The organism is Bradyrhizobium sp. NP1 (genome assembly GCF_030378205.1).
Taxonomy (GTDB): Bacteria; Pseudomonadota; Alphaproteobacteria; order Rhizobiales; family Xanthobacteraceae; genus Bradyrhizobium.
The window spans coordinates 1,840,338-1,852,708 of the sequence record NZ_CP127385.1; the positions used below are offsets into that span (position 1 = coordinate 1,840,338).

Annotated in this window: 16 protein-coding genes; 9 read left to right on the top strand and 7 right to left on the bottom strand. The window is 61.2% G+C overall.

Going from position 1 to position 12,371, the window contains the following annotated elements; translation table 11 throughout:
• Positions 1 to 15: 15 nt before the first annotated feature.
• The gene (locus QOU61_RS08805) at positions 16 to 444 is read left to right on the top strand and encodes a phasin family protein (protein ID WP_289657721.1); all 429 of its coding nucleotides are present in this window, start codon (positions 16 to 18) and stop codon (positions 442 to 444) included.
• A gap of 106 nt (positions 445 to 550) precedes the next feature.
• Positions 551 to 1,768 carry an acyl-CoA dehydrogenase family protein gene (locus tag QOU61_RS08810; RefSeq protein ID WP_289657722.1) on the top strand — a complete coding sequence of 406 codons (1,218 nt, stop codon included), beginning with the start codon at positions 551 to 553 and terminating at the stop codon, positions 1,766 to 1,768.
• A gap of 237 nt (positions 1,769 to 2,005) precedes the next feature.
• On the opposite strand, the gene gfa is transcribed toward QOU61_RS08810, so the two are convergent.
• From gfa to xoxF5, 4 genes are all read right to left on the bottom strand, one after another.
• Positions 2,006 to 2,569 carry an S-(hydroxymethyl)glutathione synthase gene (gene gfa, locus QOU61_RS08815; protein ID WP_289657723.1) on the bottom strand — a complete coding sequence of 188 codons (564 nt, stop codon included), beginning with the start codon at positions 2,567 to 2,569 and terminating at the stop codon, positions 2,006 to 2,008.
• A gap of 31 nt (positions 2,570 to 2,600) precedes the next feature.
• Entirely contained in the window at positions 2,601 to 3,710 is a 1,110-nt protein-coding gene (locus QOU61_RS08820) for an S-(hydroxymethyl)glutathione dehydrogenase/class III alcohol dehydrogenase (protein WP_289657724.1), read from the bottom strand.
• Positions 3,711 to 3,750: 40 nt separating this feature from the next.
• Complete coding sequence (locus tag QOU61_RS08825; protein WP_289657725.1) at positions 3,751 to 4,266, bottom strand: c-type cytochrome, methanol metabolism-related; 516 nt, start codon at positions 4,264 to 4,266, stop codon at positions 3,751 to 3,753.
• Between the two features lie 77 nt (positions 4,267 to 4,343).
• Positions 4,344 to 6,149, bottom strand: coding sequence for a lanthanide-dependent methanol dehydrogenase XoxF5 (xoxF5, locus tag QOU61_RS08830; RefSeq protein WP_289657726.1), 1,806 nt, complete (start codon positions 6,147 to 6,149; stop codon positions 4,344 to 4,346).
• 339 nt (positions 6,150 to 6,488) lie between these two features.
• On the opposite strand from xoxF5, the gene QOU61_RS08835 reads away from it, so the two are divergent.
• The 5 genes from QOU61_RS08835 to QOU61_RS08855 all read left to right on the top strand — a co-directional run bounded on the left by QOU61_RS08835 (position 6,489) and on the right by QOU61_RS08855 (position 9,843).
• Positions 6,489 to 7,454, top strand: coding sequence for a helix-turn-helix domain-containing protein (locus tag QOU61_RS08835; protein ID WP_289661392.1), 966 nt, complete (start codon positions 6,489 to 6,491; stop codon positions 7,452 to 7,454).
• 417 nt (positions 7,455 to 7,871) lie between these two features.
• The gene (lanM, locus tag QOU61_RS08840) at positions 7,872 to 8,273 is read left to right on the top strand and encodes a lanmodulin LanM (protein WP_289661394.1); all 402 of its coding nucleotides are present in this window, start codon (positions 7,872 to 7,874) and stop codon (positions 8,271 to 8,273) included.
• Between the two features lie 108 nt (positions 8,274 to 8,381).
• Entirely contained in the window at positions 8,382 to 8,462 is an 81-nt protein-coding gene (pqqA, locus tag QOU61_RS08845) for a pyrroloquinoline quinone precursor peptide PqqA (protein ID WP_289661397.1), read from the top strand.
• Positions 8,463 to 8,638: 176 nt separating this feature from the next.
• Positions 8,639 to 9,505: a DUF6662 family protein gene (locus QOU61_RS08850; RefSeq protein WP_289657727.1), complete on the top strand. Its 867-nt coding sequence runs from the start codon at positions 8,639 to 8,641 to the stop codon at positions 9,503 to 9,505.
• A gap of 101 nt (positions 9,506 to 9,606) precedes the next feature.
• A complete protein-coding gene (locus QOU61_RS08855) occupies positions 9,607 to 9,843 on the top strand; it encodes a hypothetical protein (RefSeq protein ID WP_289657728.1) in 237 nt (78 codons plus the stop codon).
• A gap of 19 nt (positions 9,844 to 9,862) precedes the next feature.
• Here QOU61_RS08855 and QOU61_RS08860 read toward each other — a convergent pair whose 3' ends face one another.
• A complete protein-coding gene (locus QOU61_RS08860) occupies positions 9,863 to 10,207 on the bottom strand; it encodes a hypothetical protein (protein ID WP_289657729.1) in 345 nt (114 codons plus the stop codon).
• 30 nt (positions 10,208 to 10,237) lie between these two features.
• Entirely contained in the window at positions 10,238 to 10,930 is a 693-nt protein-coding gene (locus QOU61_RS08865) for a pentapeptide repeat-containing protein (RefSeq protein WP_502876903.1), read from the bottom strand.
• Between QOU61_RS08865 and QOU61_RS08870 the strand changes: the two genes are divergently transcribed.
• Positions 10,929 to 11,120: a hypothetical protein gene (locus tag QOU61_RS08870; RefSeq protein ID WP_289662318.1), complete on the top strand. Its 192-nt coding sequence runs from the start codon at positions 10,929 to 10,931 to the stop codon at positions 11,118 to 11,120. The two genes, QOU61_RS08865 and QOU61_RS08870, sit on opposite strands and share 2 nt — an antisense overlap.
• A gap of 94 nt (positions 11,121 to 11,214) precedes the next feature.
• Positions 11,215 to 11,502: a hypothetical protein gene (locus QOU61_RS08875; protein WP_502876946.1), complete on the top strand. Its 288-nt coding sequence runs from the start codon at positions 11,215 to 11,217 to the stop codon at positions 11,500 to 11,502.
• A gap of 28 nt (positions 11,503 to 11,530) precedes the next feature.
• On the opposite strand, the gene QOU61_RS08880 is transcribed toward QOU61_RS08875, so the two are convergent.
• The gene (locus tag QOU61_RS08880) at positions 11,531 to 12,310 is read right to left on the bottom strand and encodes a quinoprotein dehydrogenase-associated SoxYZ-like carrier (RefSeq protein ID WP_289661401.1); all 780 of its coding nucleotides are present in this window, start codon (positions 12,308 to 12,310) and stop codon (positions 11,531 to 11,533) included.
• Positions 12,311 to 12,371: the final 61 nt, after the last annotated feature.

Genomic DNA, 12,371 nt, shown 5'->3' on the forward strand with positions numbered 1-12,371 from the left:
CAAGGGAGGAATATCATGACGGATACGACCTCATACATCGAGCTGCTGAGGAAATTCGGGAGCGATCTCGGCTTGCCGAAGTTGAATGTGGACGAGCTGCTGCAGACCCAGAAGAAGAACATCGACGCCCTGGGCCAGAGCGCGAAGGTGGCCGCGCAGGGTGCGCAGTCCGTGGCGCAGAAGCAGCGCGAGGTGCTCGAAGCCGGGCTACGCGAGGCCGCGACGCTTGCGCGGGAATACAAGCCGCTCGGCAAGATTCACGAGAACATCGCACTGCAGACCGAATTCGCAAGGAAAGTGTTCGAGATCTCGGTGCAGGGAGCCCAGGAGAGTGCGTCGACCGCAAGGCAATCGACCACGGAAGCGGTGAAGATCATCCAGGATCGCGTCAAGGAGAGCTTCGAGGAGATCCGCGCCAGCGTCCGCCCGAACAAATCAGTCTGACATCGCCGCCGGGATGTGACGACGCGACGAACCTCGGCAGGAGGAGATCGTCCTGCCGGGGCCACTAGATATCAGGCCAACCTCGCTACGCATGAGGGAGGAATCCATGGCGAACCCACAAGTGACGCGGGCTGGAAAGCCCGGCTATGCGCCGCCGCCGATCGACGGCGACTTCTACAGGGTTGCGGCAGTGCTCAGCGACGAGGAACGTGCACTGCTTCGTCGCGTTCGCGACTTCACCGAAGGCGTGGTCGCCCCCGTGATCGAGGAATATTGGGGGCGCGATGAATTCCCGTTCGCGATCATTCCGAAGATGGCCGAAATCGGCATCGGTGGCGTCGGCTACCAGGGCTATGGCGCAGCCGGTGGCAGTTGGCTGTTGAACGGCTTCGTTGCGATGGAACTGGCCCGGGTCGATGCGTCCGTCGCGACGTTCTGGGGTGTGCATACCGGGTTGTCGGCGGGATCGATCTATCTATGCGGCGACGAGGCGCAGAAGCAGCGCTGGCTGCCGCCGATGATGCGCTTCGAGAAGATCGGCTCGTTCGGTCTGACCGAGCCGCTGGTGGGATCTGCGACATCCGGCGGGATGATGACAACCTGCCGGCGAGAAGGCGACGCCTGGATCCTCAACGGCCAGAAGAAATGGATCGGCAACGCCACCTTCGCCGACGTCAACGTGATCTGGGCGCGCGAGGAGGGCTCGAACCAGGTCAAGGGCTTCGTGGTGGGAAAGGACAATCCGGGCTTCTCGGTCGAAAAGATCAAGACCAAGATGGCGCTCCGCGTCGTGCAGAACGGGCTAATCACGCTGAAGGACTGCCGTGTCCCGGAGGCGGATCGCTTGCAGAACGCCAACACTTTCAAGGACACCGCCAAGGTTCTGCGGATGACCCGCACCGGCGTGGCATGGTTTGCCGTGGGCTGCCAGATGGGAGCATACGAGCATGCGCTCCGCTATGCGACGGAGCGGATACAGTTCGGCAGGCCGATTGGCGGATTCCAGCTCGTGCAGGACCTGCTGGTGCGCATGCTCGGAAACGTCACCTCGACGCAGGCGATGATGCTGCGGCTCGCGCAGCTGCAGGACGAAGGGGTGATGCTGGACGAGCATGCATCGCTCGCGAAAGCTTTCTGCACCGTCAAGTGCCGCGAGACGGTCGGCTATGCGCGCGAGCTACTCGGCGGCAACGGCATCCTGCTGGAGAACCACATCGGCCGTTTCGTGGCCGACGCGGAAGCGATCTATTCCTACGAAGGCACAAGGGAAATGAATACGCTGATCGTCGGCAAATCCATTACGGGATTGAGTGCCTTCGTCTGACGCCCAGCGTTGGCCCGATCCGAAAGAGCTATCGCCTTGGACGTCCACGCCCCAAGCGCGCAGAAGAGGCCTCGCCGCCGAAAACACGGGGCGAGGCCAATCCAGTTCAGGGAGGAACGCAGTATCAGATCGGGCGCGGTGTCATCGACCGCCACGAACATTTGCGGCTTCAGGAAACCGATATACCGCACGGAATCGGGATACCGCGCGTGGGCTCTCCATCGTCGCGCCGGGTGGTCAGGCCGCCTTGGCCTTCGCCACATGGGTGGAAATCGCATCCATTAGTGCCGGCGACAGGCAATCATAGGGCTCAAGGCCGAGCTCCTTGAGGCGAGACCGGATTTCATCCATTTGTTCCGGTTTGACGCCGGACTCGATCACGGAAGACACGAAGGCCGCAAAACCTGGCGCCGCCCAGCCGCCTTCCTCGAAAAGTTCGGGGTGAATGAAATCGAGGCCGTAGAACGGGTGGCCCTTGTTCTCAATGCGGCCGTACATATGCGTGCCGCAGGCCCTGCAGGCGTATCGCTGGATGGTCGCCGCGGTGTCGACGATCTGGAGCTTGTCGCCATTTTCAAGCACCGTCACATTCTGGCGCGGCACAACGGCAACGACGGAGAAGGTCGCGCCTTCGGGCTTCCAGCATTTTGTGCAGCCGCAGGCATGATTGTGCGCGACGTCGCCCTTGATGCCGATTTTGACCGGCTTGTCCTTGCATTTGCAGACCAGCGTCCCTCCCGAAAAGCTCCCAGAGCCTTTCTTCACGCCGTTGTCGATTGCAGGGTGGATATGAACGGTCATGGATCAACCCTCCTTATGTGACATCATGACATCAGAACACGACAACCGAACGGATCGACTTGCCTTCGTGCATCAAGTCGAACCCCTTGTTGATTTCTTCGAGCTTGAGGACATGGGTGATCATCGGATCGATCTGGATCTTTCCGCTCATGTACCAGTCGACAATCTTCGGCACGTCGGTGCGGCCACGCGCACCGCCGAACGCGGTGCCCTTCCAGACGCGGCCGGTGACGAGCTGGAATGGACGGGTGGAAATCTCCTTTCCGGCTTCTGCGACGCCGATAATGACGGAGACTCCCCAGCCGCGATGGCCGCATTCGAGCGCCTGGCGCATCACCGTCGTGTTGCCGGTGCAATCGAAGCTGAAATCGGCGCCGCCATCGGTGAGCGCGACCAGATGCTGGACGAGATCGCCGGAAACCTTCTTCGGGTTGACGAAGTCGGTCATACCGAATTTGCGGCCCCATTCCTCCTTCGAATCGTTGACGTCGACGCCAATGATCTTGTCCGCGCCGACCATCTTGGCGCCCTGAATGACGTTGAGTCCGATGCCGCCGAGCCCGAAGACGACGACGTTCGCGCCCGGCGTGACCTTGGCGGTGTTGACGACGGCGCCGACGCCTGTCGTGACGCCACAGCCGATATAGCAGCTCTTGTCGAATGGGGCGTCCTCGCGGATTTTTGCCACCGCTATCTCTGGCAGAACCGTGAAGTTCGAAAACGTGGAGCAGCCCATGTAGTGGTAGATCGTTTTTCCCCGATAGCTGAAGCGCGACGTGCCGTCCGGCATCACGCCCTTACCCTGGGTGGCGCGAATCGCCGTGCAAAGATTGGTTTTTTGGCTGAGGCAGCTTTTGCATTGGCGGCATTCGGGCGTGTAGAGCGGGATGACATGGTCGCCGGGTTTCACGGAGCTTACTCCTGCTCCAACCTCGCGCACGATGCCCGCGCCCTCATGGCCGAGGATGGAAGGAAATATCCCCTCGCTGTCGAAGCCGTCGAGTGTATAGGCATCGGTGTGACAGATCCCGGTCGCCTTGATCTCGACCATGACCTCGCCGGCCTTCGGCCCTTCAAGGTCGAGCTCAACGATTTCCAGCGGCTTCTTTGCCTCGAAAGCGACGGCGGCGCGTGTCTTCATGGTCGGACCCTGTCTCGCTTCTCACTCCGGTTCCGCTCTTTCAATGTCCCATGCAGGCGTTCTCGGTCTCGGCGTAGGCTGCGGATTTGTCTTCATGCTTGGGCGGACGCACGCGACCGACAGCATTGTCGGCACGCGCGCGCAGGTAGATGTAGATATCGTCCATGTAGCAGGCCACGTTCGGATTATCGCCAAAGGCCGGCATCACGTTCTCTTGCGCCGTGTTGACGTTCTTGCGGCCGCTCGCGACCACTCCCAGGAAATCGGCGTAGCTCATCGTCTTGAGCGAGTCCTTTAGCGCGGGAGCGTAGCTCGATCCCATTCCATCCGGCCCGTGGCAGACGTGACAGTCCGAATGATAGCGCCGGTATCCGGAATAGGTGTACCAGTCGACCGTGCCGTCAGCCGCAACCTTGAAAGTCGGAATCCCGTCCTTGTCGAAATATTTGCCGTTTTCGGATTTGACCGCGGTCGGATCGCCCGAGCCGTCCGCAAGGGCGTTCCTTTCGGCTACGATAACGATCGTCGCTGCAGCCAGCAGCAGGATACTGCGCACGAGCTTGCCCCGGGACTTTCGAGAACAGGTAGACCGGCGCAGAGGATAATCCTCTGCGCCGAGGTGTGGTCAGCAGCTCATTGCGGCAGGGCGAACACGGTGAGTGTTCCACCGAGCGCGGTGTAGTTGCTCAGCGCAGCATAGCCGCCGACCGCGCCGAGACCTTCTGTCGGCTCGGTCAAGCCGGCCGCGAGGCCGATGCCTGCCCAGCCACCCACGCCGGACAACACGGCGATGTACTGCTTGCCGCTGTGCTCATAGGTCGTGACGTTGCCGATGATGCCGGACGGCGTCTTGAACTTGTAGAGTTCCTTGCCTGTCTTGGCATCGACCGCCTTCAGGTAGCCTTCGAGCGTGCCGTAGAACACCACGCCGCCGGCGGTCGCGAGCGCGCCCGACCAGACCGAGAACTGCTCCTTGACCGACCAGACGATCTTGCCGGTCTTGCCGTCCCAGGCAATGAAGTTGCCCATGTTGCTTTCGCCGGGAGGCGGATACATCGACAGCGTCGCGCCCACATAGGGCTGACCCGCGGTGTAGCTCACCTTGAACGGCTCATAGTCCATGCAGACGTGGTTGGTCGGAACGTAGAACAGCTGCGTTTCCGGCGAGTAGGCCGCGGGCTGCTCGTCCTTGGTGCCGAGCGCCGCCGGGCAGATTCCCTTGACGTTATGGTCCTCGCCTTGCTTGTCGGTCGAATATTGATCGACAACCTTCGGCCGGGCATAGGTCGGCGAGCTCTTGTTCATGTCGACGCCGGTGGTCCAGTTCACCTTCGGATCGTATTTCTGGGCAACCAGCAATTCGCCGGTGACGCGATCAAGCGTGTAGCCCAGCCCGTTGCGGTCGAAGTGGGTTAGGAGCTTGCGCGATGTGCCGTTGACCTGCTGATCGGTGAGGATCATCTCGTTGACGCCGTCATAGTCCCACTCGTCATGGGGCGTCATCTGGTAGACCCACTTCGCCACGCCGGTATCGGGGTTGCGCGCGAAGATGGTCATCGACCACTTGTTGTCGCCCGGACGCTGCTTCGGGTTCCAGGTCGAGGGATTGCCGGAGCCATAGTACATGAGGTCGAGCTGCGGATCGTAGGCGATCCAGCCCCAGGTGCAGCCTCCGCCGATCTTCCACTGGTCACCTTCCCAGGTCTTCAGGCTGGAGTCCTTGCCGACCGGCTTGCCGAGTTCGGTGGTCTTCTGCGGATCGAACAGCATCTGGTCGTCCGGCCCTTCGGAATAGGCCTTCCAGACCTGCTTGCCGTCCTTGATGTCGTAGGCGGTCATGCTGCATTGCACGCCGAATTCGCCGCCGGAGGTGCCGACCAGCACTTTGTCCTTGATCACGGCAGGTGCCGAGGTGCCGGTCTGTCCTTTCGATGGATCGCCGTTTGTTGCGCTCCAGACAAGGTCGCCGGTCTTGGCGTTGAGCGCGACCAGCTTGTCGTCCGCCTGGTGCAGGAAGATCTTCCCGTCGGCATAGGCAAGACCGCGGTTCACCGTGTCACAGCACATCACGGGAATGACATTTGGATCCTGCTTCGGTTCGTACCTCCAGACGATCTTGTTGTCCTGTGAAAGGTCAAGAGCATAGACCTTGTTGGGGAAAGGCGTGTGGACGTACATCATGTTGCCGATTACGAGCGGGCCGCCTTCGTGGCCGCGCAACACGCCCGTCGAGAACGTCCAGGCGACCTGCAATTTTCCGACATTGGACGCGTTGATCTGGTTGAGCTTGGAGTAGCGCGTATTGGCGTAGTCGCCGGTCGGCATCACCCAGTCCTTGGGGTTTTGCGACATCTTGATCAGTTCGTCGCTGGCTGACGCGCTCCCTGCGGCAAATGCCGCCACAGACCCCAGACAGCTTGCTAACAGCACCTTGCGCATCGTGCATCCTCCCACACCTGAAATTTCGGGTTCCCGACAGAACGGCCCGCTTTTCTTCATGGTTTCCGTACGCCTTTCGCAAAGGTGAGACTTGCCTGATAGCGAAACGCATTTGCACAGCAGGGAAACCCGACCAAACTTTTTTCGGCTTCATCCGGCCCGCTGCGAGGCGCCCGGTGTGGCGTCCCTTGGGATCGGCTGCCTGGATGTTTGTCTTGACGCGATAGGAGCTTGGTCGGAGGATCATATGCGGCGACTGAGCTCCCGATTTCCGCCTCAAATTGAATGTCGCCTAGTGTGCGTTGCTGCGAGCCCACGGCTGATCATCGGTGGCGAGAAATGTCGGACACGGTCCACTCACTCAGCACTTCAGGATTGGGCTCGAAGGAGCAAATCCGGTATTGGTCAGATGCGCTGACGGACCTCTGTGGCCGGTTCGACGTCGATCCGCTGGAGGCGTCAGCCCTGGAGGGCCGGATCAGCTACACGACCGTGTCGCGGCTGAAGCTCTGCCAGATCGAAGCAAGCCAGCATCGGATCGCTCACACCTCTTCGAAAAGCCAGGGCAGCGAGCACCCGTTCGTCAAAATCCTGTTTCAGATCCAGGGGGTTTCTTATTTCGAGCAGAATGGCTGCCAGATACAGGTGACCCCCGGCGATTGCCTCGCCTATGACGTTTCCTGTCCCCACACCATTATCAGCCCGTCGCTGACGCGCCATGAAGTCGTCATCGTGCCGAAGGAATTGCTGCGCGAACGCGGTTTCCATTTTGCAAAGATGTCGGCGTGCAAGCTGTCGGCGCGCAACGGCACCGGCCGAATCGCGCACGACGTCGCGCATGCAGCTTTTGACGAGGCTGCCAGGCTCTCGCCGAACAGTGCGGCCGGCGTCGCCGATTCGCTGATCGATCTTCTGTTGTTGCCGCTTCGTGAGGCCGATACGGCCTTCGACCGGTCCGGTCCGGAGGCGATGTATGTGAGGGCGCAGGCTTTCATCCGCGAGCATCTGCGCGACCCGGCTCTCTGCATTGACCAGATTTCCGCGGAGCTTGGCTGCACCAAGCGCTATCTGCATATGCTGTTCAGCGAAAGGGGAATGACCGTCGGCGATTCAATCTGGCGGGCGAGATTGCAACATTGCCGGCAGGAGCTGGAAGCGCATGCCGGAAAGACGGTCACGGACGTCGCATTCTCGTGGGGCTTTTCCAGCTCGTCGCATTTCAGCCGCGTCTTTCGCAAGTGCTATGGCGTCGTGCCGTCGGCCATTCACAAAGGGCCGCATGGCGGCGCGTCGGATGTTACCTGACGGCTTGCCCATCAACTCGGGAAGCATTCGGGCAAGCGGTGGGCCGCGGTTTGGTCCCGCGTTTGTCGATGGGAACCTTGCAGTTGTCGATTCGCTGCTCGTCCGTCCATTTCGGGCCGAGCCGTTCTTTCCCGGTCAGCGTCGGCCCGGTTGCAGGCAGGGCGGCGTTTATCGCGCCCGGGTCAAGCTCTCCGTCCTCGGCGAGTGCGCAGGACGCAAAGCCGGTGAACAACAACGAGATAAGCAGGCCTCGATGTAACGATCCCACGGACGCCTCCTGGAACGTTGCTGCCCCACCTTGCCAGCGATATGGAGGATCATCTTAGCAAGATCGAAATTCGTCCAACCACCCGAAACCTGCGGCGGCCTCCGGGGACCCTCACTGACTTTTCAGCTCTGACAAACGGGAGATTTATGATGATTTCGCGTCGAAATGTCCTTCTGGTGTCCGCGGCGCTGTTGGCGGAATCGAGTTCGTCTGCCCTGGCGGCGTCCCGTGGCGATCCGATCAAGATGTTCGACACCGATGCCGACGGCACGCTCGACCTTGCCGAGGTGAAGAAAGCGGCGTCGGCATTGTTCGCAAAGCTCGATCGTGATCACGACGGCACGCTCGACAGGCGCGAATTGTCTGGCCGGCTGAGCGCCCGCGAGCTCGCGGCCGCCGATCCCGATCACGATGGAACGCTGACGCTGGACGAATATCTGGCCGTCGTGGAGCAGCGCTTCAACGCGGCGAACCGGGATAATGACGGAACGCTGGACGCAAAAGAGCTGAGCACGCCGGCCGGGCGAGCGCTGTTGCGATTGTTGAGATAGCCGCGCCAATGCTTCTGCAAGGACTTGCATCGGGCGTGCCGCGGTCCTACGGTTGGGGTCGCGGCGGGCGTTGCGTCAAAACACTGCAAAAGCGCTTGGGAGGTCCAAATGACCTGGAAGACCCCGAAGATCGTCGAAGTGCAGGTGGGCATGGAAATCAACATGTACGCCTGCGCGGTGCGCAAATAGCGCCAAACGATCTGCCCGGCTCAGGCAGCAATCGGCGCCGAGCCGCGGCGGACGTTTCGCTTCGGCTGCCGGCTTCTCCGAGAACGCAAAGCCCACGTGTTGCGAACGCGGCCGTGATAGGCTGTTGCCAGCGCTATTGACGCTTTCGATTCGGGCCAGCAGCTGTCAGAACGCGGATGGCTATTCCTGCAAGATCATTTGGCGCCGCAATGCGGTGCTTTTTCGTGCTGTTGCCGGCCTTCGCTCATGCTGAGGGCATCGACACCGAGCATGTATTTGCCTTCATGATTGGCAGCGATGTGGGCACTGTCGGCGAGCGCGAATTCCAGAGCACGACGACGGGAAGTTTCTCGAAGGATGGCGGCAGGTACGCGGCCTTCGATCAGGAGTTTGAAGTCGAGTTCTTGCCGGCCAGAAATTTCCGTGTCGAAATCGGCGCCGCGCTGGCGGCGCACGCGATTGACGGCGTCGCAGGTTTCGAGAACCGCAACGAGGCGGGCGTGCAGGGGGCAGCTCTGGATCTCCGCTACAAGTTTCTCGATCGGGACGCCGCCCCCTTCGGCTTGACGCTGGCGCTGGAGAGCCACGCGAGCCGCATCGATGAGATCTCCGCTGCGCCGGTCCGAAATTATGGGGCCGAATTGATCCTGGCACTGGAGCGGGACGTGATCCCGAACGTCGCGGTGGCGACCCTCAATCTGAGCTATCAGCCGGAATGGAACCATTTTGTGGGCGCGCAGGCGGGGGAACAGGAGGCCACGCTCGGCGCCGCTTTCGGAATCATGGCGCAACTTCAACCCGGCGTCCTTTTCGGTGGCGAGATGCGCTACTTCCGGAGGTATGAAGGGATCGGTCTTGAACGACTGGCTGGACAAGCTCTCCTTGTCGGTCCGACCGCCTATTTTCAGCTGTCGGAGCGCGCACGACTAACTGTGAACTGGAGCGTTCAGGCTTGGGGGCGCCCGGCAGGATCGAGCCCGTCGCTGGATCTTGTCAATTTCGAGCGTCATCAGGCGCGGCTGGTTTTCGGCGCAAACTTCTGAAATTGGACGACTTGCGGCTTTCACGCCGCAGTGAAACCTTGCTGTGCCGGTTTCCGTAGCTGATCGTGTTGTCGGTTCGACGAACTACGCCGGGGAGTACCATGGATACGATAAACCTGATTATCACGGTTTGCGCCGTGCTGTCGCCGAACAGCTGCGAGGAAAGGCATTTGACCTTTGCCTCGAGCTTTTCGTTGCGGCAGTGTGTCATGGCCGCACCGCCCTACGTTGCGCAATGGGTGGGAGAGCATCCGAACTGGACCGCCGTCAAATGGCGCTGCGAGTATCCGCACAGCCGAGACAAGGTCGACAACGGCGGGAGCACGCCGGCCGGTTAGTGATTCCGTGCCGCTGCTTCTACTTCTTGCAGTCCTCCAAATCCTTGTCGGCTATCGAAAACACTGCATCGGCTTTGATTTCGAGGTTGCGCACGATGCACTGCCTGGCGTCGCGATAGCTGACCTTGGCATCGTAGCGTCCCGGCTCCACGCCGGTGATGCGCAAGCGCTCGTCATGATCCACTTCCTTGTCCTTGTCGTTTGATGTCTGGTCCGGCCCCCATTCGTTCTTGCCGACCGGGGATAGCTGAAAGCCGGAAATGGTCGCAGTCGTCAGGTTCCAGAGTCGAATACCCTTTCCTTGCGCATGCAGCGCGCCGGTGCACGCCATCAGCAGCGTGATCGAAGCCAAAACCCTTCGCATGAGGCCATTCCCCTCGATGTCTTCGAACCGCTATTGCTTTATCAAGCGGTCACGGCTCTTTGCCTTGTCAAAATTTCTGGCCCGGTCGAGGCCGATCGGCGCGATCAGTTTCGCCGATACGAGGTCGGCGCCATCGAAGTCGGTGTCGATAACCGTGACGCCGGTCAGGTCGGCTCCGCCGAGCTGGGCATTCTTCAGCGAAGCGCCGGTCAGGTCTGCTCCCTTCAGTGAAGCAAATTCGAGATCCACCCGAAACAGGTCGGCGCCGCGTGCGTTTACACGCTCCAGATTGGCCGATTTCAGCACTGCGCGCATCAGGCCCATCGACTGGTTACGCATGTCGGCTCCCAAATGTGCGTTCGCGATCGAGGCTCCGACGAGGCTCGCGCCTGTTAGATCGGCGGCGATGCGTGCTCCGGATAGATCAGCGCCGTCGAGGCGGGCGCGCAGCATCTGCGCAGCGAAGAAACTGGCGCCCTTCAGGCTGGCGCGCGTCAAGTCCGCCTCCAGCAACCAAGCCTGGTCAAGCACCGCGCGGTCGAGCCGCGCACCGACGAGCTTGGTCTTGTTGAGGCGCGCCGCGCGAAAAATCACGCCGGAAAGGTCGAGGCCGGAGAGATCGAGGCCGGACAGTCTCTTTCCGGTGAAATCGGCAGGCGCGGCCGCGGTCGCCGAGGCAAGCGCGGCCTCGACGTCGGCGCGTGTCATTTCGGCCATCACCATGTCGGGCGACGACAGGTCAACGCCGCGCATCATGTCCTGTGCCGTTGCCGCTGGCAGGACGATGAAAGCGGCGCAGATCGCAGCCAGTTCACGCAACATGGTTACCTCCCGCGTGTTGTGCCTGCGCGAGCGAAACCTTCATGACCTGCGCCTCAATCGTCTTGTTTTCGGCGCGGGGATGGTATCATAGCTTCAATCGTTGACGGAGGAAGGTCATGATCCTTGCCAGATCCCTTCGATGGGGTGCAGTACTGATCGTTCTTGCGACGACCGCAGCGGCCGCCATGGCGCAGGATGCCAACGACTATCCGACGTCGGCACGCGCTGAATATGTGTTTGGCTGTCTTGAGGCCAACGGCGAGACGCGTCAGGCGATCGAGCAATGCTCCTGCTCGATCGACATCATCGCTTCACTGATCCCCTACGACCGCTATGTCACGGCCGAAACCGTCCTGAGCATGTCCCAGGTCAGGGGAAATCTGGGTGCGCAGTTCCGTTCATCCGAGCAGGCGGCCAGCGCGCTCAACGACCTCCGGCGCGCTCAGGCCGAAGCAGAAGTCCGCTGCTTCTAGCGCGTGATCCGCCCCGGCTCGTGCGCCCTCAGGACCCGGGATCGTCGATCTTCCACTCGTTCTGAAAGACGTGACCCGCGGTGTCCCGGGCTTCCGCGCGGAAACGCTTGGCGCCATTGGTGACATAGGTGAAGCGGACGTTGGGGTCCTCGGAAATGGAAATGCCGCCTTCCATGGCAAGCACTGGGCTGTCGTCCTGCCATAGCTGCAGCCTGTTCACGAAGAAGGCCGGAATATAGAGCTGCGTGAGCTGATCCATCTGCAGGCCCGAATTGTTGGGATGGCCGATCATGATCTGGGCCTCGCGCCGTCCGCTGGAAGGATCCTGACCTGACGCGGCGAACTGCCGGTAACGCATCCGTCCGAGCCGGCTTTTGGCCTCTTCGACATTCTTGGCGGCAGGTGCGGAACAACCGCCGGACGCCTTCACAAAGGTCTTGGTCACGTAGAGCTTGCCGTCGCTCAACTCGGCCACGGCGTGAACATTGGTGTAGCTGTTGACACGAACGCGCGTGGAGATTTCCGAGACCGACGCATCGGGTCCCAGCTCGAACTTCGCCGCCATCGGCGCTGGATTCTGGTCGATCACAAGCGTGATCGACCGGATGCGGCGGCTATCGTCGGGCGCTATCGTCGTGCGCAGCGTCACGGGAACGATGGCGGCATCTTCGGCGCGGTAGGGCATCTCGATGGCGATGACATTGCTGCCATCGCGCATGTCCCGGCCGCCGAAGATATCCTGCACCAGACCCGGCCAAGGATCGTAGGCCTCGGCGCCGACTGCCGGCATCGGACAGCCGTCAACCATCGCTGCGAAGAGAGCTGCGGCGAACACAAGGAAATTCCGCTCCAGCATGGTCCAATCCCGC